This is a genomic window from Rodentibacter mrazii (genome assembly GCF_001998825.1).
Lineage (GTDB): Bacteria > Pseudomonadota > Gammaproteobacteria > Enterobacterales > Pasteurellaceae > Rodentibacter > Rodentibacter mrazii.
Genome location: NZ_MLHG01000018.1, coordinates 26,549 through 49,767 on the forward strand (window position 1 = coordinate 26,549; position 23,219 = coordinate 49,767).

The 23,219-nt window shown below is 40.6% G+C and carries 23 protein-coding genes; 7 read left to right on the forward strand and 16 right to left on the reverse strand.

Translation table 11 applies throughout. The features are described from left to right. Positions 1-26: 26 nt before the first annotated feature. From rseP to pyrH, 6 genes are all read right to left on the reverse strand, one after another. Positions 27-1,358 (reverse strand): sigma E protease regulator RseP, encoded by a 1,332-nt coding sequence (gene rseP, locus BKK47_RS03280; RefSeq protein ID WP_077493487.1) that lies wholly within the window; start codon positions 1,356-1,358, stop codon positions 27-29. A gap of 9 nt (positions 1,359-1,367) precedes the next feature. Further along, on the reverse strand, positions 1,368-2,234 hold the full coding sequence (locus BKK47_RS03285; protein ID WP_077493488.1) for a phosphatidate cytidylyltransferase: 867 nt from the start codon (positions 2,232-2,234) through the stop codon (positions 1,368-1,370). A gap of 11 nt (positions 2,235-2,245) precedes the next feature. Beyond that, positions 2,246-2,965, reverse strand: a complete 720-nt coding sequence (gene uppS, locus BKK47_RS03290) for a polyprenyl diphosphate synthase (protein ID WP_077493489.1) — start codon at positions 2,963-2,965, stop codon at positions 2,246-2,248. Positions 2,966-2,992: 27 nt separating this feature from the next. Further along, entirely contained in the window at positions 2,993-4,189 is a 1,197-nt protein-coding gene (gene ispC, locus BKK47_RS03295) for a 1-deoxy-D-xylulose-5-phosphate reductoisomerase (protein WP_077493490.1), read from the reverse strand. 187 nt (positions 4,190-4,376) lie between these two features. Then, entirely contained in the window at positions 4,377-4,934 is a 558-nt protein-coding gene (frr, locus tag BKK47_RS03300; protein WP_077434477.1) for a ribosome recycling factor, read from the reverse strand. A gap of 91 nt (positions 4,935-5,025) precedes the next feature. After that, positions 5,026-5,739, reverse strand: a complete 714-nt coding sequence (gene pyrH / locus BKK47_RS03305) for a UMP kinase (RefSeq protein ID WP_077493491.1) — start codon at positions 5,737-5,739, stop codon at positions 5,026-5,028. A gap of 132 nt (positions 5,740-5,871) precedes the next feature. On the opposite strand from pyrH, the gene BKK47_RS03310 reads away from it, so the two are divergent. After that, on the forward strand, positions 5,872-7,434 hold the full coding sequence (locus tag BKK47_RS03310) for a phosphoethanolamine transferase (RefSeq protein ID WP_077493492.1): 1,563 nt from the start codon (positions 5,872-5,874) through the stop codon (positions 7,432-7,434). Positions 7,435-7,486: 52 nt separating this feature from the next. Here the strand turns inward: BKK47_RS03310 and tsf are convergent, their stop codons facing one another. The 5 genes from tsf to BKK47_RS03335 form a co-directional block, all read right to left on the reverse strand. Continuing rightward, the gene (gene tsf, locus BKK47_RS03315) at positions 7,487-8,338 is read right to left on the reverse strand and encodes a translation elongation factor Ts (RefSeq protein ID WP_077493493.1); all 852 of its coding nucleotides are present in this window, start codon (positions 8,336-8,338) and stop codon (positions 7,487-7,489) included. Between the two features lie 135 nt (positions 8,339-8,473). Further along, the gene (rpsB, locus tag BKK47_RS03320; protein ID WP_018356514.1) at positions 8,474-9,202 is read right to left on the reverse strand and encodes a 30S ribosomal protein S2; all 729 of its coding nucleotides are present in this window, start codon (positions 9,200-9,202) and stop codon (positions 8,474-8,476) included. A 261-nt stretch (positions 9,203-9,463) separates the two neighbouring features. Next, entirely contained in the window at positions 9,464-10,588 is a 1,125-nt protein-coding gene (locus tag BKK47_RS03325; protein ID WP_077493494.1) for an anhydro-N-acetylmuramic acid kinase, read from the reverse strand. A gap of 1 nt (position 10,589) precedes the next feature. Next, positions 10,590-11,429 carry a CAF17-like 4Fe-4S cluster assembly/insertion protein YgfZ gene (gene ygfZ, locus BKK47_RS03330; protein WP_077493495.1) on the reverse strand — a complete coding sequence of 280 codons (840 nt, stop codon included), beginning with the start codon at positions 11,427-11,429 and terminating at the stop codon, positions 10,590-10,592. A 9-nt stretch (positions 11,430-11,438) separates the two neighbouring features. After that, the gene (locus BKK47_RS03335) at positions 11,439-12,302 is read right to left on the reverse strand and encodes a YicC/YloC family endoribonuclease (RefSeq protein ID WP_077493496.1); all 864 of its coding nucleotides are present in this window, start codon (positions 12,300-12,302) and stop codon (positions 11,439-11,441) included. Positions 12,303-12,458: 156 nt separating this feature from the next. Here BKK47_RS03335 and BKK47_RS03340 point away from each other — a divergent pair, with 156 nt between their 5' ends. Next, complete coding sequence (locus BKK47_RS03340) at positions 12,459-13,661, forward strand: aromatic amino acid transport family protein (RefSeq protein WP_077493497.1); 1,203 nt, start codon at positions 12,459-12,461, stop codon at positions 13,659-13,661. A 123-nt stretch (positions 13,662-13,784) separates the two neighbouring features. Here the strand turns inward: BKK47_RS03340 and rpoD are convergent, their stop codons facing one another. The 3 genes from rpoD to rpsU all read right to left on the reverse strand — a co-directional run bounded on the left by rpoD (position 13,785) and on the right by rpsU (position 17,884). Beyond that, complete coding sequence (gene rpoD, locus BKK47_RS03345) at positions 13,785-15,680, reverse strand: RNA polymerase sigma factor RpoD (protein WP_077493498.1); 1,896 nt, start codon at positions 15,678-15,680, stop codon at positions 13,785-13,787. A gap of 69 nt (positions 15,681-15,749) precedes the next feature. Then, complete coding sequence (gene dnaG / locus BKK47_RS03350) at positions 15,750-17,534, reverse strand: DNA primase (RefSeq protein WP_077493499.1); 1,785 nt, start codon at positions 17,532-17,534, stop codon at positions 15,750-15,752. A 134-nt stretch (positions 17,535-17,668) separates the two neighbouring features. After that, the gene (gene rpsU, locus BKK47_RS03355) at positions 17,669-17,884 is read right to left on the reverse strand and encodes a 30S ribosomal protein S21 (RefSeq protein WP_077493500.1); all 216 of its coding nucleotides are present in this window, start codon (positions 17,882-17,884) and stop codon (positions 17,669-17,671) included. A 220-nt stretch (positions 17,885-18,104) separates the two neighbouring features. On the opposite strand from rpsU, the gene tsaD reads away from it, so the two are divergent. Genes tsaD through BKK47_RS03375 form a run of 4 tightly spaced genes read left to right on the forward strand, consistent with a single transcriptional unit; the run spans position 18,105 to position 21,234 of the window. After that, complete coding sequence (gene tsaD / locus BKK47_RS03360; RefSeq protein ID WP_077493501.1) at positions 18,105-19,133, forward strand: tRNA (adenosine(37)-N6)-threonylcarbamoyltransferase complex transferase subunit TsaD; 1,029 nt, start codon at positions 18,105-18,107, stop codon at positions 19,131-19,133. 9 nt (positions 19,134-19,142) lie between these two features. Further along, positions 19,143-19,376, forward strand: coding sequence for a hypothetical protein (locus BKK47_RS03365; RefSeq protein WP_077493502.1), 234 nt, complete (start codon positions 19,143-19,145; stop codon positions 19,374-19,376). Next, positions 19,376-19,957 carry a thymidine kinase gene (locus BKK47_RS03370; protein ID WP_077493503.1) on the forward strand — a complete coding sequence of 194 codons (582 nt, stop codon included), beginning with the start codon at positions 19,376-19,378 and terminating at the stop codon, positions 19,955-19,957. Before BKK47_RS03365 ends, BKK47_RS03370 begins: the two co-directional genes overlap by 1 nt. Positions 19,958-20,013: 56 nt before the next feature. Continuing rightward, positions 20,014-21,234, forward strand: coding sequence for an aromatic amino acid transporter (locus BKK47_RS03375; protein WP_077493504.1), 1,221 nt, complete (start codon positions 20,014-20,016; stop codon positions 21,232-21,234). Between the two features lie 171 nt (positions 21,235-21,405). Here the strand turns inward: BKK47_RS03375 and BKK47_RS03380 are convergent, their stop codons facing one another. Together BKK47_RS03380 and BKK47_RS03385 are read right to left on the reverse strand one after the other, a co-directional pair. Next, a complete protein-coding gene (locus tag BKK47_RS03380; RefSeq protein ID WP_077493505.1) occupies positions 21,406-21,798 on the reverse strand; it encodes a MerR family transcriptional regulator in 393 nt (130 codons plus the stop codon). Positions 21,799-21,842: 44 nt separating this feature from the next. Next, positions 21,843-22,499: a cation diffusion facilitator family transporter gene (locus BKK47_RS03385; protein ID WP_077493506.1), complete on the reverse strand. Its 657-nt coding sequence runs from the start codon at positions 22,497-22,499 to the stop codon at positions 21,843-21,845. Positions 22,500-22,829: 330 nt separating this feature from the next. On the opposite strand from BKK47_RS03385, the gene BKK47_RS03390 reads away from it, so the two are divergent. Beyond that, positions 22,830-23,210 carry a YgiW/YdeI family stress tolerance OB fold protein gene (locus tag BKK47_RS03390; protein ID WP_077493507.1) on the forward strand — a complete coding sequence of 127 codons (381 nt, stop codon included), beginning with the start codon at positions 22,830-22,832 and terminating at the stop codon, positions 23,208-23,210. Positions 23,211-23,219: the final 9 nt, after the last annotated feature.

Sequence of the window (23,219 nt, forward strand, 5' to 3'; positions counted from 1 at the left end):
GACTGTATCCTATTTACTATAAAAATTTATAAACGTAAGAAATCGTTGAAAAGTGCAAACACCATTAAGGTTAATAGCAATGCCGCCCCAATGCGATAACTTAAATTTTGTACCTGCTCGGAAACAGGCTTTCCTTTAATACCTTCTGCCGCCAAAAACACCAGATGTCCACCATCCAGTACCGGCAACGGAAATAAATTCATAATACCTAAATTGACGCTGATTAATGCCATAAAGCTCAGGAAATAAATCCATCCTACACTTGATGAAGCTCCCGCACCTTTCGCAATAGAAATCGGACCACTTAAATTATTCAAAGAAAGATCACCGGTAAATAATTTGCCAATCACTTTAATGGTTAACCAAGACAATTGCACCGTTTTTTCTACACTTTTCGACAAGGCGTCAAGAATACCATATTTTAATTCCGTTCGATACTGCTCGCCAACATTTAAAAAGGTCGGGCTTATTCCCACAAACCAGCGATCCTCTTTATTTTTTTCCGGTTGTACCGTTTTGTCAAAAATATTGCCGTCACGTTCAACTTTCAAAGAAATAGGCTGCCCTTGTTCGACCAGTTTTACAAAATCCTGCCACGAAAGTGCGGTCAAATTTTCATTTAAAATTCTATCCCCTACTTGCAAGCCGGCTTTTTGGGCTGGGGAATTATCCACTACTTTTGATAACGTCATCTCTATTTTGGCTCGAACAGGGGTCATTCCCAAAGATTCAAAAGCGCTTTCTTTTTCCGGATCAAACCGCCAATCGGATAAATCCAAGCGTTTTTCATAGGTGACACTTGAACCAAAAGGTGAAAAACCAATATCCACTTGAGATTCCCCTAACTTTGCAGCTAATAGCATATTAATGGTTTCCCAATCCTGTGCCTTTTGCCCATCAATTGTCATAATTTGTGAATTGGCTTCTATTTTTGCTTGCGCAGCAATGGAATGTGGCGTAACACTTTCAATCACAGGTTTTATACTTGGCATCCCGACAGAATAAATGACCCAATATGCCACGATAGCAAAAATAAAATTAGCTAATGGACCTGCTGCAATAATAAATGCACGTTGTAATACCGACTTTTGATCAAATGCTTGAGATTTTAACGACGAGGGAACCTCTTCTGCCCTGCCATCCAGCATTTTAACGTAGCCACCCAATGGGATCATCGACAAGGCAAATTCAGTTCCCTGTTTATCGGTACGCCGCCAAAGCACTTTACCAAAACCGATAGAAAAACGATGCACTTTTACACCGCACTTTCGTGCCGCCCAAAAATGACCGTATTCATGAACCGCCACTAACACAGAAATCGCGATCAGAAAAGAACCCAGTGACCACAGAAATGACATTATCGATCCTTATAAGACAAAGAAATAAAAGTAAGTAAAAAAGGGGACAGCCGCCGTTAAACTGTCGATACGATCTAAGATACCGCCATGACCGGGAATAAGTTGGCTACTGTCTTTAATGCCTGATTCTCGCTTAAACATACTTTCTGTTAAATCACCCAAGATTGAAATGGCAACCGTTGCGACCGAGAGAATCACAAATCCTGTCATAGTACGATTGCCAAGTAATGTCTCACGAGAAAAATAAATAAAAACACATGCGAGAATAACCGCGGTCATTAAACCGCCAAACACGCCTTCCCAAGTTTTACCCGGTGAAACTTTTGGTGCAAGTTTATGTTTACCAAAAGCACGACCGGCAAAATACGCGCCGGAATCCGCCGCCCAAACAAGCACAAATACATAAAGGAGTAAAAATAAACCATAATGAGGATCTTGTGTATAATGCTCTAAACGCAAATGCAAGACGGCCGCAATGAAAGGAATCAAAGTTGCGAAAGCAAACAACAAGTGAATCGGCTTATTTTTGCCCCAATATCTTGCGGAATTGGGATAAGTGATGACTAACAATAATGCAAGCATCCACCAACCTACGGAATTAAGCAATAAAAGTGGAAGATAGTCTTCAAAAACACGTCCTGCATTTAAATAATCTCCTTCGGTAAAAAGCCATAAAAAAATAAAAGCACCGAGAAATACGGTAATACACAAACGGGCGAGAGGTTGCTCAAAACGGGCAAATTGTGTCCATTCCCACACACCCAATGTCGCCACCATCCCCAAAGCCAAAGCAAAATAAAAAGGGGTAAATAAGAACAAGGCACAAAGTACCAGTGCAATAAGCACAATAGCCGATAATACACGTTCCTTAAGCATAATTTCTCCGCTTATTCTGTCCCGCCAAAACGGCGATGACGTTGTTGATAATTCGCAATGGCTTGATTAAAATCTTTTTCACTGAAATCCGGCCATAAAACATCTAAAAAACACAGTTCCGCATAGGCAATTTGCCAAAGTAAAAAATTGCTAATACGTTGTTCACCGCTGGTACGAATCAATAAATCCACTTGCGGCTGCTCTTGAGTAACAAGGTGTTGTTGGAAACATTGCTCGTTGATGTCTTCCGTATTTATTTCATTATTTTTTACTTTATCTGCAATTTGTTTGGTTGCTTGTACAATATCCCAACAACCACCATAATTTGCGGCGATATTCAGCGTAAGTGCGGTATTTTTTTCAGTCAGTTCTTCAGCTTTTCTAATTTTCTCTTGCAATTTTTCACTAAACCGTGATGTATCACCAATAATTTTCAGGCGAATATCATTTTTATGTAATTTTTTGACTTCACGATCCAAGGCTTGCATAAAAAGTGTCATCAACGAACTGACTTCCTGTTCCGGACGGTTCCAATTTTCACTGCTGAAGGCGTAAAGTGTCAGCACTTTTACACCGATTTGACGTGCATAGCTGACCGCACGGCGAACCGAGCCAACGCCATGAGTATGACCAAAAACACGCAATTTATTGCGCTGTTTTGCCCAACGCCCGTTGCCGTCCATAATAATGGCAACATGTAACGGGATATTATTCTTATCAAGTTCTATCATAAAATAAGTTTATTTGTGACCGCACTTTTAACATCGTTTAATCAATTGTTCGGCAACTGCACGGGCTTGCGTATCTATCGCCAACACATCATCAATATTTGAAATAACCGTACTCGACATTTTTAATACCGTTTCTTGATTAATTCGGGCTATATCCGTAAATAAAATGCGACGATCTAAGAAAGCCTGTACTGCAATTTCATTTGCAGCGTTCATTGCGGTTGTTGCATACTGCCCCTCAGCAAACGCCTCCATTGCCAGCTTTAAATTCGGATAACGATTAAAATCAGGTTCGATAAAAGTTAATTCTTTGATTTTAAAGAAGTCCAAAGGTTCAACACCGGCAAAAGTGCGATGAGGGTAAGACATGGTTTCGGCAATAGGGGTTCTCATATCTGGATTCCCCATTTGCGCAATGACTGAACCATCCACATAACGCACCATAGAATGAATGATGGATTGTGGGTGGATAATCACCTCCATTTCATCTGCGCTTGCATTGAATAAGCAACGGGCTTCAATATATTCCAAACCTTTATTCATCATCGTAGCGGAATCTACGGAAATTTTTTTCCCCATTGACCAATTCGGGTGAGCAACCGCCTGTTCCGGTGTGATATGTTTAAACTCATCTAATGCCGTATAACGAAAAGGGCCGCCAGAGCCGGTTAGAACGATTTTACTAATGCCTAATTCGGCTAATGGGCAAAAACCGATTTTTTGTTGCGCGTCAGGCGGTAAAGATTGAAAAATCGCATTATGTTCGCTATCCACCGGCAGTAAAGTGGCATTATGCTGCTTCAAGGCATCAATAAAAATTTTTCCACAGGTTACCAATGCTTCTTTATTGGCTAGTAGCACGCGTTTTCCTGCCTTTATTGCAGATAAAGTCGGCAATAAACCTGCCGCACCGACAATCGCCGCCATCACTTGATCCGCATCAGGGTGTGCAGCTAATTCGCAAATCGCTTTTTGCCCCGCCAATACTTCTGTTGCAATCCCTTGTGCTGAAAGCTTTTCACGTAAAATATCAGCGGCGGTTACATCATCAAGGGCGGCAAAGTGCGGTCGAAATTTCACACATTTTTCAAACATTGACTCAACATTTTTTCCGCCTACAAGGGCAAAGGCATGATATTTTTCGGGGTTGTGTTCAATCACAGATAGGGTGCTTTGTCCAATCGAACCCGTTGCACCAAGAATCACAATATTTTGTTTTTGCATAAATTTTTGACCGCACTTTATATTGAGTAAAAAGGACGCCCATGCGTCCTTTATTTCGCTATTAAGATTATTTTAGCTTCAAAGATACTTGGAAAATAATAGAAAAAGAGACATCTGCAACAAGAGCAGATTTAGTATTCTTTACAATTAATTCACCGGACATCTTTGTGCCTTTATGCCATCACAACTAAAAATCTAATAGCTCTTTTTCCTTCTCAGCTAAAACTTCATCAACTTTTTTAATAAATTGATCAGTAATTTTTTGAATATCTTCTTCCGCTTTATGCTGTTCATTTTCACTGATTTCTTTGTCTTTTAACAGCGCTTTGATTTTATCATTCGCATCACGGCGGACATTACGAATAGCGACTTTGCCTTGCTCACCTTCAGCCTTAACGATTTTAATTAAATCACGGCGGCGTTCTTCCGTTAATGGAGGGAGCGGTACGCGAATCGTCGTACCGGCAGAAGACGGATTTAAACCGAGATCGGAAGTTAAAATCGCTTTTTCCACCGCACTGATTAATGAGCGATCAAATACGGTTACCGCGAGCGTGCGCGCATCTTCCGCCACAACATTGGCTAATTGACGAAGTGGTGTGGCTGCACCATAGTATTCTACTTGGATTGCATCTAATAAACTTGGTTGAGCACGACCTGTACGAATTTTAGCAATATGTCCTTTTAGCGCTTCAAGGCTCTTATCCATACGATCTTGCGCATCTTTTTTAATTTCATTAATCATGTATTCTATTCCTTTTAGTAAAAATTAAAAACGCAACGATTGTACTCAATTCCATTGCGTTTTCCTAGTTCAATTCACCAATCCGATTCAATTAACAAATCGTCGTACCTTCCGTTGTACCAAGTACAACATTACGTAGCGCGCCGGGTTTAACCATATTAAAGACACGAATCGGCATACCGTGGTCACGGGCTAAGGTAAACGCGGCTAAATCCATTACTTGTAATTCTTTATCTATCACTTCCGCATAGCTAAGATGTTGATATAATTTTGCTTGTGGATTTTTAGCCGGATCACAATCATACACGCCATCCACTTTGGTCGCTTTCAACACGACATCCGCTTCAATTTCAATGCCACGCAAGCAGGCGGCGGAATCGGTCGTAAAGAATGGGCTGCCCGTTCCCGCAGAGAAAATCACCACACGTTTTTCCCGTAACATTTTAATCGCTTCCGACCAGTTATAAGTATCGCAAATACCGTTTAACTGAAAAGCAGACATTAATTTTGCATTCACGTCGGCACGATGTAGTGCATCACGCATTGCCAAACCGTTCATCACCGTGGCAAGCATACCCATATGGTCGCCCACTACACGATTCATACCGGCTTTTGCTAATTTCGCGCCACGAAATAGATTACCGCCGCCCAACACAACACCAACTTCAACCCCCATTTCCACTAATTCTTTGATCTCTAATGCCATACGATCGAGAATTGACGGGTCAATCCCAAACCCTTCATCACCTTGTAATGCTTCACCGCTTAATTTCAATAAAATACGTTTGTAAATTGGTTGGCTCATTGTCTTTTCCTTTTTGGGCTTAAAAAAATTGCCCTATTCTATAAAATAACTGCGCAAGAGTGAAGATATTAGAGATGGAAATTCTCATTAAAAACTGGATAATAAGCGCATTTATTTCTCCATAGAGATAGTATGAACACCTCAAAAATACCGCTGATTTTAACCGCACTTTGGATTTTTATTTGTGCCATGGTGGCAGGTTATTTCATACTGATTGGTACAGGAATGTTTCCTCAGCCCGATATTGGGATCATTTTACTTGCCGCCGTCCTGATTCTTTTATTAAGTAGCAGCAAAAAAACGTTCTATTTTATTTTGTTGCCAATCGCCTGCGCACATGCATTTTACACACCTGTCGGCCTCAATTTCGGTGCACCGAGCTATCAATATATTGCCTCTGTTTTTGCCACGGATATGTTGGAAACTAGAGAATTTTTATTGCAAATTCCACTGAGTAGCTATCTTATTGCCTTTTCTATTCCGGTATTGGTGTTTGTACAATATAAAAGTGCGGTCAAATTCAGCATTAAACTTTATCGTAACAAAACCTTTATTAGCCTATCGGCATTACTCTTTGCTTATCATCTTCCCCTCGCCGCTCCCGTAAAAGAAAGCGTTAATTCAACTTTAAAAATTTATGATGAAGTCAAGAAACTCAAACAAATGTCGCATTCGCATAGCTGGGGAAAATCAACCTTAGACCATTCCCGCTACGATGATTATGTGTTAATCATTGGAGAAAGTGCACGCCAAGATTATCATCATGCTTATGGTTATCCCGTGGAAAACACGCCTTTTATGTCAAATGCAACAGGTACTCTCATTAATGGATTCCGCTCTGCCGGCACTAATACGATTGCATCTTTACGCTTAATGCTTACGCTACCAAACAAAGAAAAATGGGAACCGAACTATGATTTAAGTTTAGTGGATCTCATCAAATCTGCCGGCATTAAAACCTATTGGTTATCTAATCAAGGTTTGCTGGGCGAGTTTGATACGCCAGTTTCCTCTCTTGCAGCAAAATCCGATGAAACCTTCTTTTTAAAAAAAGGGGGGAGTTTCAACTCCACGAATTATAGCGATTTTGATTTATTACCCAAATTCATCCAAATACTAGAAAACCCGACTGAAGGTAAACGCTTCATTGTCTTGCATCTTTACGGCTCTCATCCGCTGGCTTGCGATCGCTTGGAAGATTATCCGAAAATTTTTAAGGACAACGAAATCGCGCCTAAATATGCTTATTTGAACTGTTACATTTCTTCCATTAAAAAAACCGATGAATTTTTAAAACGCGTTTATGAGCGATTACAAGAAAACGCACAAAAAAATCACCGCACTTTTTCAATGATTTATTTTGCCGATCACGGCTTATGCCATCAACAAGATGAAAAACATAATGTGATGTTGTTCAACCAAAACTGCTTTAGCCGTAGTCATCACAATGTTCCATTATTTAAAATTGCATCTGATGATACTGAACGTAAAGAATATAAGGCGTTTAAATCCGGTTTGAATTTTGTCGAGGGAGTCGCAAATTGGATAGGTATCAAAAATCCAAAACTCACTGGGGAAGAAGATTTATTTTCTCCTGAAGCGGATAAAGATGATTTTGGCTTGCAAAAACGGATCGATGAAAAATACGAAAAAGGAGATGATCCCGCTATTGATATTCGTCCAAAACGTAAATAATAGAAAAGCCGATAACTAATATCGGCTTTTTTAGTCTTTCAAAATAGAAGAATTAAGCGTTACCGCCAGTGATTTTCGCCACTTCTGCCGCAAAATCTTCTTCTACTTTTTCAATACCTTCACCCACTTCTAAACGAATGAAGTTAGACACTGAGGTGTTCACAGATTTTAAGTAGTCGCCCACCGATTGAGAAGGATCCATAACGAATGCTTGACCGGTTAAAGAAACTTCACCGGTGAATTTCTTCATACGACCTTCAACCATTTTTTCTGCGATTTCTTTTGGTTTACCGGAATTAATTGCGATGTCGATTTGGATTTGACGCTCGTGTTCCACCACTTCGGCAGAAACATCTTCCGGATTAACGAACTCAGGTTTAGATGCCGCAACGTGCATCGCCACTTTTTTCAATTCTTCAGCTGAACCTTCACCGGCAACTAATACACCGATTTTCGCGCCATGTAGGTATTGAGCAATAACATTACCTTCTAAGTAAGCGACACGACGAATTGTCATATTCTCACCGATTTTCGCTACTAATGCTGCACGTTTTTCTTCAAAATGTGCTTGTAATTGTTCAATAGTAGTACCTTTATTTGTCGCAGCGTAATCAACTACTTCATTTGCCAAGTCTAAGAAACCGGCATCTTTTGCCACGAAGTCGGTCTCACAGTTCATTTCCACTAAGACACCAAAACCCGCTTCAACACGCGCAATAATAACGCCTTCAGCTGCCACACGACCGGCTTTTTTCGCGGCTTTTGCTTGACCGGATTTACGCATATTATCGATAGCTAATTCAATATCACCGTTCGCTTCAACTAATGCTTTTTTACATTCCATCATACCGGCACCGGTACGCTCACGAAGTTCTTTTACTAATGCTGCTGTAATTTCAGCCATTTTTCCAATCCTCTGTCTGAAAGTGCGGTTATTTTTCACCGAACTTTTTAGATAAAAATACAGGGGCAATTTCTCGCCCCTGTGCCAATTAATCGTTTGATTAATAAGGGCTTTCGCCTTATTGCAAAACTTAAATTATTCCGCTTCTACCGCAGCCGCTAATTCTTCAGTAACCGCTGCTTCGTTACCACGACCTTCTTTTACTGCGGCAGCTGCTGCTGTTAAGTAAAGTTGAATTGCACGAGTCGCATCATCGTTACCCGGGATAACGAAATCAACGCCAGCAGGCGTAGAGTTGGTATCAACGATAGCAAATACAGGGATACCAAGATTATTCGCTTCTTTTACGGCGATATGTTCGTGGTCAGCACCGATTACGAATAATGCATCCGGTAAACCGCCCATATCTTTGATACCGCCAAGGCTTAATTCAAGTTTTTCCATCTCACGGGTACGCATTAACGCTTCTTTTTTGGTTAATTTATCGAAAGTACCGTCTTGAGATTGAGCTTCTAAATCTTTTAAACGTTTAATTGATTGACGTACTGTTTTCCAGTTAGTCAACATACCACCTAACCAACGGTGGTTAACATAATATTGTTGACAGTCTAATGCTGCAGCTTGAACGGCTTCAGACGCAGCGCGTTTTGTACCAACGAAAAGTACTTTACCGTTATTGCTTGCAATACGGGTTAATTCCGCTAATGCTTCATTGAATAATGGTAAGGTTTTTTCAAGGTTGATGATGTGAACACCATTACGTGCACCAAAAATGAAAGGTTTCATTTGTGGATTCCAGTAACGGGTTTGGTGTCCGAAGTGTACGCCTGCGTTGATCATATCGCGCATTGAAACTTGTGCCATAATATTTTCCTTTTAATTGGGGTTGAGCCTCCACATATCAGCTCATCGACCGTTTGGCACCCCGATGAAGCCTTGATGATATGTGTGTGTTATTTAAGTTAAAAATTCACTCTTTTTTATGGAAAAAAGAGCGGTGCGATTTATACCATAAAGTGCGGTTAAATTCTAGTTTATTTTTATTTGGAAATAGGCAATCCGTGAATAAACTCATTCACAACGAATGACGATTTCACTAGGCTTAGATCATTCTATCATCGTTATTTAAGGCATCGGAAAAATGGCACCTAATCCCACCGCGTGTTGTGCACCGGTAACATCAGGTAAATTACCTGTTTGATGATTCATTCTTCGACAAGCCAACCATGCAAAAGCAGCGGCCTCCACATAATCCGCATCCATACCAAATTCGTTGGTCGTGTGAATTTCCCAGTTTGGTAAACTGTTTGCAAGACGTTGCATAATGAATTTATTTTTTGCGCCTCCACCACAAACCAACAACCGTTTTGGCAAAGCGATATTGATATTATCCAGGCTTGTTACAATGCTCTGAACAGTAAATTCCACTAAGGTTGCCTGTATATCCTGTGGTAAAAGTGCGACTGAATTTGTTGTAATATGTTGAATTTTTTGTTCCAACCAAGACAAATTAAATAATTCCCGCCCCGTACTTTTAGGTGGAGGTTGTTGGAAAAAAGGCTCGTCTAACAGGTAATTCAACAATTCTTCATTGCATTGTCCGGTTGCCGCCCATTCACCATTTTTATCATAGGGTACGCCGAGATGTTTTTCGATCCACTGATCAAGTAACGTATTCCCCGTGCCGCTATCAAACCCCATTACAGGCTGGTTCGGAATCAATAAGGAAACATTGCTTATTCCGCCAATATTCAATACTACGGTGGCATAATTCGGGTCAAAAAAAACAGCCTGATGGAATGCCGGCACAAGCGGAGCCCCTTGTCCGCCGAATGCCATATCTTTGCGGCGAAAATCCCCTACAGTGGTAATGCCTGTACGGGCGGCGAGCAAATTCATATCGCCAATTTGCATTGTGAAAGGAAATTGCCCTTGCGGTGAATGCCATATAGTTTGTCCATGGCAGCCGATGGCTTGAATATGTTCAGTTGAGATCTGCATAGATTGTAGAAAACGGTTTACGCAGTCTGCATAAAGCAAGCCAAGTTGATGATCCAGCTCTCCCAACTGTTGTAGTGTCGTTTCACCCGATTGCACAAGTGCGGTAATTTTTTCACGTAAATCATTTGGCATAGGAGTAAAATCCGATGCCACCAATTTTGGTTTAGATAAACTAAAATCCACTAACGCAATATCTACGCCATCTAAACTCGTACCGGACATAATTCCGATATAATACTTGGTATTCATTTTAATTGAGTATATAAAGCAGAGGTTGAGGGGTCAGAATACAATCGTCTTTAGGTAAACGGAAGGTTTGAGTTGGATTAATATCATTATTCATCACCACTTGTAACCACAGAACACCATCAATATTAACCGAACTTATAATTGTACCGGTTTTACGCCAGTGGCTTTCAAGCTGCATTTCAATTTCACTACCGATTTCCGGTATTTCTTGAGTTTCACCTTTTAGAACGAACATCGCACGCTTGTTTGCACCGCGATACTTGGCTCTCGCGACAGTTTCTTGCCCAATGTAACAACCTTTAGTAAAAGAAACGGCTTGCTCAATGGCTTGTAAATTCATTGCCTGAGGAATAAATTCATTTTGCATTTTTGCACTTAAATGAGGAATTCCGGCTTGTATATCGGCAAGATCCCACTCTTGTTCATCGGCATTGAAAGTCACCGCCAATGCGGTTTCATTGAGTAAAATCGCTCGCTGCTCATCAATTTCCAGTGTGAAGTGCGGTTGGATTTTGCCACATTTTTCACCGATTACCCCAACGATCTGCCAATCGTGTAAATAAAAGCTGACTTTAGAAAACACCGCATACTTTTTCAACGCTTCCAGTGCACTTGGTAATAAATCCTTTCTCACTAATAAAAAAAACTGTTCACTACTGACTTTCAATAAACGAAAAATTGCATTCACTTTCCCCTTCGGATCGCAGTGTGCGGTGATCGTCGTTGCACCACTAGCCAATCCCACTACATCAGTAGTAAGTTGCCCTTGCAAATATTTTTCTGCATCTGTGCCCTGTGCTTCGATCAGTTGGTATTGATTCAGTTGAATAAATTGAGCCATCCCGTTCCCCTATTCTAAATTCTGAATTTGCTCACGCATTTGCTCGATTAATACTTTTAATTCAACCGCTGAGGCGGTGATATCCGCATTGATAGATTTAGATGCTAAGGTATTAGATTCACGGTTAAGTTCTTGCATCATAAAATCCAATTTACGCCCGACAGCTCCACCCTTTTTTAAGATATTAGTGGTTTCTTTTACGTGCATTTGCAAGCGGTCAAGCTCCTCTGCGACATCTACCCGCTGTGCCAATAAAACCATCTCCTGTTCGACACGCTGTGGATCAAGGCTAATTTTTGTTTCTTCAAAACGCTGTAATAAACGCTCGCGTTGCCATTGTAAAACTGCCGGCATTTGTGACCGCACTTTATCTGTTTCTACACCAATAGCATCTAAGCGTTGCTGAATGATCGTTTGTAATTTCTCCCCTTCGCGACCACGCATATCAATAAATTCTTTCAGCAGCTCATCAAAAGCGTTCAATAAATCTTGGCTAATCTTATCTAAATCCTGCTCCGGCGCTTCTACTACACCGGGATAACGTAATACATCCGTTAAATTAATTTCGCCCTCGCCAGCCTGAGCTTTAATCCATTGCAAAGATTGGATCACTTGGTTTGCCAATTCCCGATTAATGTTAAGTTCACTATTCGTTTGTTTTTTGCTTTCAATACGCAAAGAACATTCAATTTTACCACGCGTCAAATTTTGACGAAGTTTTTCACGTAAAGCGTTCTCCAAACCGCGAAATTGTTCCGGTAATCGAAAGAAATTTTCCAAATAACGCTGGTTCACCGAGCGAATTTCCCATACCGCATCACCCCAATCTTTTTTCAATTCGAGGCGAGCAAAGGCCGTCATGCTATAAATCATAAGAGCTCCCAATTTTATGTCTTAGTCGATTTGTCGGTTATTGTAACGAGAAAGTGAAATGATTTCTAAAAATATTTCTATAAATAAGATATTTACAGGTTGTAAATTTTAAAATACAATCATTGTAAATTTTAAGTTACACCTAAGGAAATAAAAATGAACAAAACTGTTGGCAGTACGTTACTGGTTTCCGGCACAATGATTGGTGCCGGAATGCTGGCAATGCCCCTAACTTCCGCCGGAATCGGTTTCAGTTTCACGCTGGTTTTACTATTAGCACTTTGGGCATTGCTCACTTTTACGGCTTTATTGTTTGTGGAACTTTACCAAACTGCTGAAAGCGATGCGGGTATCGGCACATTGGCAGAACAATATTTCGGAAAATTTGGGCGTATTGTTGCTACTGCGGTACTCATTATCTTTTTATATGCTTTAATCGCCGCCTATGTGAGTGGTGGCGGCTCGTTGTTAAACGATTTCTTACCGGAAAGCTTTGGTAATAAAGCGAGTATCTTATTATTCACAATCATTTTTGGCTCATTTATTGTGATCGGTACACATAGTGTTGATAAAATTAATCGCTTGTTGTTTTTTGTGATGCTTGCCGCTTTTGTGATCGTACTGGGATTGATGCTGCCGGAAATTAAGATGGATAATTTATTAGCCATGCCGATCGACAATGCCCTGATCATTTCAGCCAGCCCGGTATTTTTTACTGCTTTCGGTTTTCACGGTTCTATCCCTAGTTTGAATAAATACTTAGGTGGAAATGTAAAAGCTTTGCGCATTTCGATTTTAGTTGGTTCGAGTATTACTCTTGGTGCCTATATTTTATGGCAACTTTCTACCCATGGTTTGCTCACACAAAATGAATTTTTACAGATATTAAAAGAAGATGCGACATTAAATGGTTTGGTAAAAGCGACACTTGCCATCACCGGTAGCAATGTGATCACAAGTGCGGTCAAGTTATTCTCAACTTTAGCCTTAGTGACCTCTTTCTTAGGCGTGGGGTTAGGTTTACTAGAATGTATTGAGGATCTATTAAAACGTTCTTTTAATATTTCTGCAGGGCGTATTTCCCTCGGCTTACTCACCTTTATTCCGCCGCTTGCTTTCGCCTTATTCTATCCAGAAGGTTTCATCTTGGCATTGGGCTATGCCGGTCAAATGTTCGCCTTCTATGCGGTAGTATTACCGGTCAGCCTTGTATGGAAAGCACGCCGCATCCACCCATCGCTTCCATACCGCGTATGGGGTGGCAATTTCACCTTACTTATCGTACTCGTGCTTGGTGTTGTGATTACTTCTATCCCGTTCGCGATCCGTGCCGGTTATTTGCCTTTTGTTGTAGGTTAATAAAACGCGGCGAAATTCGACCGCACTTTTCCCTATTTGACGCCTCAAATTCTATTGTGGGCGTCATTTTTTTACGCGGTATAAAAAAGGTAACCTTTCGGTTACCTTTTATTATTTAATAATTTAATTATGCATCCAAGCGTCTAAGAAACTACGCAGGATCTCTGATCGGCTTGGATGCCGCAGTTTACGCAAGGCCTTGGCTTCAATTTGACGAATACGTTCACGTGTTACATCAAATTGTTTACCTACTTCTTCAAGAGTATGATCAGTATTCATATCAATACCGAAACGCATACGTAATACTTTCGCTTCACGTGGCGTTAAGCCTTCCAATACATCTTGTATCGCCACTCTCAAGCTCTGTGCAGTAGCAGAATCCAACGGCGACTCAAGGGTATTATCCTCAATAAAATCACCTAAATGTGAATCATCGTCATCACCGATTGGGGTTTCCATAGAAATCGGTTCTTTAGCAATTTTCAACACCTTACGAATTTTATCTTCCGGCATTCCCATACGATCCGCCAATTCTTCCGGTGTTGCTTCACGTCCCATTTCTTGCAACATTTGGCGAGAAATACGGTTGAGCTTGTTGATTGTTTCAATCATATGAACCGGAATACGAATAGTACGAGCCTGATCCGCAATGGAACGTGTAATCGCTTGACGGATCCACCAAGTTGCATAAGTAGAAAATTTGTAACCACGACGATATTCAAATTTATCCACCGCTTTCATCAAACCAATATTACCTTCTTGAATTAAATCCAAAAATTGTAAGCCACGGTTAGTATATTTTTTAGCGATAGAGATTACCAAACGTAGATTCGCCTCTACCATTTCTTTTTTCGCACGGCGTGCCTTCTGTTCACCACGAGCCACCGCATCACAAATTGTACGCATCTGTTGAACAGTCAATTTTGAATTTTCTTCAAATGCCCCCAAATTCGCAAGAGCCTGGCGTACACGATCTTCATATTTTGTTAACCGTTTTGCCCATGGTTTAGATGATTTCAACGCTTTATCCAACCACGCATCATTGCTCCCGAATTTAGTAATAACGGTCTCAAATTCATCTTTTGGCATACCTGCAATATCGACCAGCACTTTTTGTAATTGGCGTTCTTCGGTACGCACACGTTTCATGATATTTTTTATCGATAAGACAAGCTGATCGAATTGTTTCGGGACAAGACGGAATTGTTTAAAAATTTCAGCAAGTATAAGCACTTGCTCCTGTGCCTTTTTATGATTACGACCATATTTGGTAATTGCCGCAAGCGTTTTTATGTGCTGTTCTTTTAATGCGGTAAATTTTTCACGGGCAACTTCAGGGTCAATGCTGTTATCCGAATCGCTTTTATCTGAAGCAGAATCCCCTTCATCTTCTTCCTCTTCACTATCATCCACATCAGTGTTGGTATCATAGTCTTCTTCGTCTTCATCAAAATCTTCAGATAGTTCCGGAGTATCCTCTTCGGTCGCATTCGGATCGACAAAACCGGTAATAAGATCCGCAAGACGAACGTGTCCGTCTTCCACTTGATCATATTGAGCCAATAAATCCGAAAGCGCTTCCGGATAAGCGGCGATTGAAGTTTGAACTTCATCAATACCTTCTTCAATGCGTTTAGCAATACTAATTTCATCTTCACGGGTCAGCAAATCTACCGTCCCCATTTCCCGCATATACATACGGACAGGATCGGTTGTACGACCAATTTCAGATTCCACATTCGATAAAATTTGTGTGGCTTCTTCCACCGCGTCTTCATCCGGGATAGTATCGTTTAAGATCATGTCATCACTTTCCGGCGGTTCATCCAACACCGGAATACCTGCATCATTTTGCAAGGTTTGGAGTAATTTATCGTAATATTCTGGGTCAATCACATCTTCCGGCAATAAGTCATTAATTTCCGCATAGGTTAAATAGCCTTGCGTACGACCTAATTCCATCAGTTGTTCAATTTGCTCTGAATATTGTTCAGCAGTAGATTGTTGGTTTTGTTCCATTTTCATACCCGTGTCGCATTATTTTATGGATGCATTTTTCGCTTGCTTAAGCGAAGGATTCTATCATTGTTACTGAGGATTAACTAACTGTTTTTTCTGTTCTTCTTTACTTGTAAGTAGTGTGACGAGCAATTGTCTTTCCTGTTCAGTTAATCCTTCAGATCGTTCTTTAGCAATGAGCATTTCAATATTCCGCTCAATAGCCTGAATGTTTAAACGGCGATAATTTTGTGAAAAAGCATTAATAATTTCCGTATCGTCTAGTAAATGCTCCCAAGTTGCCAAAATTTCAAGGGGACGGCTATATTCCGTATCACGGAAATATTCCAAAATTTGCCCAATTGTAATACCTTCCCGTTTTCGACAAAGTGCGGTCAATTTTTCCAGTAAATCGTAGCCGGCTTCCGCGCGCAGTGCAACAAGACCTGATTCGGTAATACGATTAACCAAATGCGTATTTTGCAATAAAAGCGAAATTAGCACACGCATTGGTGTTTGTTTCATTTTGGGCTGCAAGTCAGCACTCGTTGCCCTATGGTTTTCCACTTGTTTAGGAATTAGACTTTCCAGTTGTGATTCGTCAAAAATCCCTAATTTTTGAGCCAACGTATTACGTAAAGACAGGCGCAATGCATCACCCGGAATTTGTCTAATCAATGGTACGGCAAGTGCTACTAACTTACTCCGTCCCTCTTTAGTAGAAAAATCCACTTGCGGATTTAAGTGGGCGAACAAAAATTCTGTGAGTGATTGCGCACTTTCGATATATTCTTCAAATTTTGCTTTACCGTATTGACGAATGTAGGTATCCGGATCTTCACCATCCGGCAAAAAAATAAATTTAATTTGTCGCCCGTCTTCTAAATAAGGTAAAGCATTTTCCAATGCACGCCACGCCGCATCTCGCCCGGCTCTGTCGCCATCATAACAACAGATTATCTGTTCTGTGGATCGAAAAAGCAGCTGAATTTGTTCCGATGTTGTCGAAGTACCGAGAGAGGCAACCGCATAATCCACACCAAACTGAGCTAACGCCACAACATCCATATAGCCTTCAACGACCAACAATTTTTGCGGTTCATCGTTCATTTGTAGTGCTTCATATAAACCATAAAGTTCACTACCTTTATGATAAGTGATGGTTTCCGGTGAATTTAGATATTTGGGCTTCTCATCACCCAAAACTCGCCCACCAAATGCTACCGTACGCCCACGTTTATCCCGAATAGGAAACATAATCCGATTACGGAATTTATCATACACATTACCACGATCATTGCGTGAAAGCATACCAAGATCGAGCAATTTTTGCTGTTCTTCACGGTTTACCGCAAACTTGCGTAGAACACTATCCATCACATTCGGTACAAAACCGATTTGAAATCGCTCAATCACTTCGGCTGAAAGCCCACGCTGTTGTAGATAGCTTTGTGCCGGAATATTCAAGGGTAACTGCGTTTGATAGAATTTAGCAATTTCTTGCATTAATTCATATAAATTACGTTTGGTTTGATAGTTTGCTTGTGGTCGTTGACCGGCCGAATGACTCCGTTTTTCATAAGGTACTTCCAACCCGGCCATTGCCGCAAGCTCTTCAATGGCTTCGACAAATTCCAATTTATCATAATCCATCAAAAAGGAAATCACATTACCGTGAGCACCACAGCCGAAGCAATGGTAAAACTGTTTTTTTTCACTCACCGTAAAAGACGGCGTTTTTTCGTGGTGGAAAGGGCAACAAGCTTGGTAGTCCCGTCCGGCTTTCTTAAGCTTTATACGGGAATTAATCACATCAATAATATTGGATTTTGTCAGCAAATCATCAATAAACGGGCGTGGAATTAAGCCTTTCATCGCCTCTGCCTCCTTGAATATGATGTGAAAGTGCGGTTAATTTTTTTGATATTTTTTACGTCATTTGAAAGTAACAAAACCGTGATGCCAAAGGAATCACGGTTTGCGTTAACTCGAGTTAAAAATACTATAAATTAGTATAAACGGGTGCTGCGCGCATTTTCACGAGCATTACGTTTAGCGTGACGTTTAGCAAGAGTTGCTTTTTCACGTTTACGAACTGTCGTTGGTTTTTCGTAGAATTCACGAGCGCGAACTTCCGCTAGGATACCCGCTTTTTCGCAAGAGCGTTTGAAACGACGTAAAGCTACGTCAAATGATTCGTTTTCACGTACTTTAATTACAGGCATAAGCCAATCACCTCAATGAGTTTAATTTAATTGCAATTTTAAATTTTATTTCTGTCGCAAGTGCGACAAATTTAATAAAGGTCGCAATTCTAATCTACTTTTGGGGCAAAAGTAAAGAGGAGAATACTCAACCTCATCGAATTTGGCGGTTTCAACTGGCTAAAAACAGCTAAACAAGGTAAAATCACGCCTCATTTTAGAAAGTAAATTAAGAAAATCAATGAGAATCTTGGGAATTGAAACCTCCTGTGATGAAACGGGTGTAGCAATTTATGATGAAGAAAAAGGTTTAGTTGCAAATCAACTTTATACACAAATTGCACTTCACGCAGATTATGGCGGTGTAGTGCCGGAGCTCGCCTCACGCGATCATATCCGAAAAACGACACCATTAATTCAAGCAGCCCTAGCTGAAGCAAACTTAACCGCCGACCAAATTGATGGCGTAGCTTACACCAGTGGACCGGGGCTTGTGGGAGCATTATTGGTAGGCTCTACTATTGCCCGAGCCCTTGCTTATGCATGGAATGTGCCGGCAATCGGGGTACATCACATGGAAGGTCATTTACTTGCACCGATGTTAGACGAAAATCGACCGCGCTTTCCGTTTATTGCTTTGTTAGTTTCGGGCGGACATACCCAATTAGTACAAGTAAAAGGTGTGGGAGAGTACAATGTCATTGGTGAATCGATTGACGACGCAGCGGGTGAGGCCTTTGATAAAACCGCTAAATTACTTGGTTTAGATTACCCTGGTGGAGCCGCATTATCTCGCTTAGCCGAAAAAGGATCGCCAACCCGCTTTACTTTTCCACGCCCAATGACGGATCGCCCGGGGTTGGATTTTAGCTTTTCCGGTTTAAAAACTTTTGCTGCCAATACAGTAAATCAAGCCATTAAAGAAGAAGGCGAATTAACGGACCAAACCAAAGCGGATATTGCCCATGCCTTTCAAGATGCGGTTATCGATACATTGGCGATAAAATGCAAACGCGCCTTAAAGGAAACCGGTTATCACCGTTTAGTTATCGCCGGTGGTGTAAGTGCAAACAAAAAATTGCGTGAAACGTTGGCTGAAATGATGAAAGATTTAAAAGGTGAAGTGTTTTATCCTCAACCTCAATTCTGTACTGATAATGGTGCAATGATTGCCTACACCGGTTTTTTACGTTTAAAACAAGGTCAGCACGACGAATTAGAGATAGAAGTTAAACCTCGCTGGCCTATGACAGAACTCTCAACAATTTAGGGAACAAACATGAACGATATTAAATTCCGAGCTATGCGTGCCGCAGGTATTGCTTGCTTTACCGTATTAGTCATAATCGGCGTATGGGTTTTTACCACATCAAGTGATGAAATGGTTAATCTCCTTACTCTAGTCAGTCAGCAGGTGGGAGGCGGCACGACCTACGGAGTCTTTTTGCTCTCCGCATTGCCCCCTTTTGCCGGTTTTATGGTTTATCACATTTGGAAATGGATCATTAAATAATGGCAAAATTGTATTTTTATTATTCCACTATGAATGCCGGTAAATCGACAACCTTACTGCAATCCTCTTACAACTATCGCGAACGCAATATGAACACGTTAGTTTACACCGCAGCCATTGATGATCGTTTTGGTGTGGGAAAAGTTACCTCTCGTATTGGAATTAGCCAAGATGCCCGATTGTTCAATGCAAACACTAATTTATTTAATGAAATTAGCCGGCACTTACAACAAGAAAAAATACATTGTGTGTTAGTCGATGAAGCACAATTTCTCACCAAACAGCAAGTTTATCAACTCAGCGATGTCGTCGATAAACTTAATATTCCTACATTATGTTACGGTCTGCGTACCGATTTCCAAGCAGAACTTTTTGAAGGCAGTAAATACTTACTCGCTTGGGCAGATCAATTGGAAGAACTTAAAACCATTTGTTATTGTGGACGTAAAGCGAACTTTGTCCTTCGTCTCACTGAAAACGGTGAAGTCGTCAAAGAAGGTGAACAAATCCAAATTGGCGGAAATGACAGCTACCTTTCCGTTTGCCGCTATCATTACAAAGAAAAGTGCGGTCAAATTTAACTAAGTTTTTAACGTAATTTTCAAACACAACAACATAGAAATATAAGGTCAGTGTTATGCTAAAAAATAAAACTTTCGGGAGTGCTTTAATTATCGCCGGAACAACTATTGGCGCAGGAATGCTTGCCATGCCGTTGACATCGGCAGGAATGGGCTTCGGTTATACGGTGTTATTACTTATAGGGCTTTGGACCTTACTTGTTTATAGCGGATTGCTATTTGTCGAAGTTTACCAAACCGCAGATCAACTTAATGATGGCGTAGCAACATTGGCAGAAAAATATTTTGGCGTACCGGGACGTATTCTCGCGACTCTAAGTTTATTGATTTTGCTCTATGCACTTTCGGCAGCCTATATCACCGGCGGCGGTTCTTTACTTTCGGGCTTGCCTACCGCATTTGGTATGGAAGCCATGTCACTAAAAACGGCGATCGTTCTTTTCACCGTCGTACTGGGTTCTTTTGTCGTAATCGGTACAAAAGGGGTTGATGGAATCACACGCCTACTATTTATCGGTAAATTACTCGCCTTTGCTTTTGTGTTGTTTATGATGCTACCGAAAGCGGCAACGGATAATCTCATGGCTCTTCCCCTCAACTATGCCTTTGTAATTTCTGCGGCGCCAATTTTTTTCACCTCTTTCGGTTTCCACGTCATTATGGCAAGTGTAAACAGTTATTTGGACGGCGATGTCCGGCAATTCAGAAAAGCGATTTTGGTCGGCACGGCAATCCCGCTCTTTGCCTATTTAGTATGGCAACTCGCCACCCACGGCGTATTGACCCAAAGTGAATTTGTACGGATCTTACAAGCCGATCCGACCTTAAACGGTTTAGTCAATGCCGTGCGTGAAATCACGGGATCAAATATGATGGGAGAAATGGTACGTATTTTTTCCGCACTCGCGCTAATCACCTCTTTTCTTGGCGTAATGCTTGGCGTTTTTGAAGGATTAGGCGATTTATTCAAACGTTATCGTTTGCCGCATAACCGTATTTCGCTGACAGTGACCGCATTTACCCCTCCATTGATATTTGCGTTATTTTACCCTGAGGGCTTTATATCCGCCTTAAGTTATGCCGGTTTATTATGTGCTTTTTATTGCTTGATTTTACCTATCGGTTTAGCATGGCGAACCCGTCAAGCTAACCCTAATCTCCCTTATCGGGTGATGGGCGGAAATATTGCATTAACCGTCGCACTAATTATAGGTATCGTAATTATGCTGATCCCATTCTTAATTCAAGCGGGCTGTTTACCGGCAGTTGCAGGATAAAGTGCGGTCACAAAAAACAACATTTTTTGAATGTTGGTTTTGCCAATGACCCCGATAGGGGGGTGAACAAACGAGTAAGCGAGTTTGTGAATAATTTTTCATAGATTTTTTATCCTTTAAAAAAGGAAACCCAACATAATGCGGTTTCCTTTTTTACATTGAACAGCTCCATCAAAAATCGAGTTTTCCCTCCAACCCTGCCATTGCCTTACACTCTGCCTCGCTATGTGCTTCTTTTATCGCAATGGATTGCAAAAAGGTTTTAATTTCCAATAACTGGATAATTTTTTCCTCCACTTGCGCAAGTTGTTTTAACACCATTTGATCAGCCTGATAATGATCGGCTAAGCCTAATTTCAAACGGTTCAGCCCGCGAATATCTTCTAGAGAAAAACCTAAAGTGCGACATTTTTTAATGAAGTTTAGCAACGCAATGCTATCCTCATCATAGTAACGATAGCCGTTTGCCGCCCGCTTAGGTTCAGGCAAAATTCCTTGTTTTTCGTAATAACGAATCGTCTCAAGATTCACTCCGGTACGAAGGCTTAACTCATTGACTTTCATTATTTTCCTCAATTCACTTTTGTTGAGTTGTAGCAGAATACTATCTAGTGCTCATGCTTTTCCATTGAAAAACTCTCGGAATTATCACGTAACGCTTTGAATGCCTGCCACACTATGGATACACCACTGCGTAATACCAATAAACTCAACAAGACACTCGCCACCACATCAACCCACTGCCAATTTAGCAAATATGCACTTAACCCTGCCAAAATTGCAACCACCGAACCGAATAAATCAGCCAATACATGCAAATAAGCCGCTCGGATATTCAAATTATCCTGATCACTTCTAAGCATTATCCATGCCACTAAAATATTCACTAAAAGCCCAACTATCGCCACGCTCAACATAGGTAATGCCACCATTTCTATCGGTGTCAACCAACGCTCTACGGCTTCCAATAAAATCCAAATCGCCACGCCAATTAAAGAAACACCATTTAACAATGCAAACCATTTTTGCCATTTCACACTTAAAAAGAGTGCGATTAACGCTAACCCAAGCGACAAACTGTCATTCGCCATATGACCGGCATCCGCCATTAAAGCAAGACTATTGAAAAAATAACCGCCTAAAAATTCCACCACCATATAACTCGTGATAATCAACAAACTGATAGTTAGAATTTTTTTATCTTTCGGAGTATGAGAATGTTGATGTTTACTATGTAGCTCTTCCTTTACAACAATATGTTCCATGATATGCCCCTTCCAATTAATTTGGTGTGAGTGTAAAGTCCGTAGTGAGTACGGGGTCAAGAAAATTTTATAAAAATCTAAAACATTCGCAAAATTAACCGCACTTTAATGGATAAATCGGCATGTTTTTTCATTTTCAAAAATTTTTACTTCCCTTAACCTTTGCTTAAGATTTCTTTGTTTTAATACAACCATCGAAAGGCAAACAAGCATTCGATACTCAATAAATATTGAGTGTCTTAAGAAAAGATTAATATTTAAATGATTTAATACGCTCGAAAGCAATTCTTTCACTCAATTTGATAATTATTCTATTTAGGAGAACAAACTATGAAAAAATTACTTACCGTCACCACTATCGCATTATCCTCAATCGCCGTTTACGGCACAGCCTTAGCGCAAGGATTTAACAACAACGCATCACAGATGCAAGGTTTCGTTGATGAAAATACGATTGTTAAAACCGTTTCCGATGCACTAAAAGCCAACGATGACACGCCCGCTCGTTTAGAAGGGAAAATTGTAAAACAATTGGGTAAAAAAGACTTCATTTTTAAAGACAGCAGCGGTCAAGAAATTCAAATTGAAATCGATAAAAAAGCGTGGAATGGCGTCACCGTGAATCCTCAAGATCGGATCCAAATCATTGGTAAAGTGGATAAAGAATGGAACAACACGGAAATTGACGTAAAACAAGTTATTAAAAAATAACGACAAAAC

Excerpts from the sequence above, each read along its gene's own strand:
- rpoD (WP_077493498.1), bottom strand. The coding sequence starts at position 15,680 with ATGGAACAAAACCAACAATCTACTGCTGAACAATATTCAGAGCAAATT.
- BKK47_RS03380 (WP_077493505.1), bottom strand. The coding sequence starts at position 21,798 with ATGAAAGTCAATGAGTTAAGCCTTCGTACCGGAGTGAATCTTGAGACG.
- BKK47_RS03285 (WP_077493488.1), bottom strand. The coding sequence starts at position 2,234 with ATGCTTAAGGAACGTGTATTATCGGCTATTGTGCTTATTGCACTGGTA.
- BKK47_RS03335 (WP_077493496.1), bottom strand. The coding sequence starts at position 12,302 with ATGATTTATAGCATGACGGCCTTTGCTCGCCTCGAATTGAAAAAAGAT.
- tsf (WP_077493493.1), bottom strand. The coding sequence starts at position 8,338 with ATGGCTGAAATTACAGCAGCATTAGTAAAAGAACTTCGTGAGCGTACC.
- BKK47_RS03325 (WP_077493494.1), bottom strand. The coding sequence starts at position 10,588 with ATGAATACCAAGTATTATATCGGAATTATGTCCGGTACGAGTTTAGAT.
- pyrH (WP_077493491.1), bottom strand. The coding sequence starts at position 5,739 with ATGAGCCAACCAATTTACAAACGTATTTTATTGAAATTAAGCGGTGAA.
- rseP (WP_077493487.1), bottom strand. The coding sequence starts at position 1,358 with ATGTCATTTCTGTGGTCACTGGGTTCTTTTCTGATCGCGATTTCTGTG.
- dnaG (WP_077493499.1), bottom strand. The coding sequence starts at position 17,534 with ATGAAAGGCTTAATTCCACGCCCGTTTATTGATGATTTGCTGACAAAA.
- BKK47_RS03375 (WP_077493504.1), top strand. The coding sequence starts at position 20,014 with ATGCTAAAAAATAAAACTTTCGGGAGTGCTTTAATTATCGCCGGAACA.
- ispC (WP_077493490.1), bottom strand. The coding sequence starts at position 4,189 with ATGCAAAAACAAAATATTGTGATTCTTGGTGCAACGGGTTCGATTGGA.
- BKK47_RS03390 (WP_077493507.1), top strand. The coding sequence starts at position 22,830 with ATGAAAAAATTACTTACCGTCACCACTATCGCATTATCCTCAATCGCC.
- ygfZ (WP_077493495.1), bottom strand. The coding sequence starts at position 11,429 with ATGGCTCAATTTATTCAACTGAATCAATACCAACTGATCGAAGCACAG.
- rpsU (WP_077493500.1), bottom strand. The coding sequence starts at position 17,884 with ATGCCTGTAATTAAAGTACGTGAAAACGAATCATTTGACGTAGCTTTA.
- BKK47_RS03365 (WP_077493502.1), top strand. The coding sequence starts at position 19,143 with ATGAACGATATTAAATTCCGAGCTATGCGTGCCGCAGGTATTGCTTGC.
- frr (WP_077434477.1), bottom strand. The coding sequence starts at position 4,934 with ATGATTAATGAAATTAAAAAAGATGCGCAAGATCGTATGGATAAGAGC.
- BKK47_RS03340 (WP_077493497.1), top strand. The coding sequence starts at position 12,459 with ATGAACAAAACTGTTGGCAGTACGTTACTGGTTTCCGGCACAATGATT.
- BKK47_RS03370 (WP_077493503.1), top strand. The coding sequence starts at position 19,376 with ATGGCAAAATTGTATTTTTATTATTCCACTATGAATGCCGGTAAATCG.
- BKK47_RS03310 (WP_077493492.1), top strand. The coding sequence starts at position 5,872 with ATGAACACCTCAAAAATACCGCTGATTTTAACCGCACTTTGGATTTTT.
- BKK47_RS03385 (WP_077493506.1), bottom strand. The coding sequence starts at position 22,499 with ATGGAACATATTGTTGTAAAGGAAGAGCTACATAGTAAACATCAACAT.
- tsaD (WP_077493501.1), top strand. The coding sequence starts at position 18,105 with ATGAGAATCTTGGGAATTGAAACCTCCTGTGATGAAACGGGTGTAGCA.
- uppS (WP_077493489.1), bottom strand. The coding sequence starts at position 2,965 with ATGATAGAACTTGATAAGAATAATATCCCGTTACATGTTGCCATTATT.
- rpsB (WP_018356514.1), bottom strand. The coding sequence starts at position 9,202 with ATGGCACAAGTTTCAATGCGCGATATGATCAACGCAGGCGTACACTTC.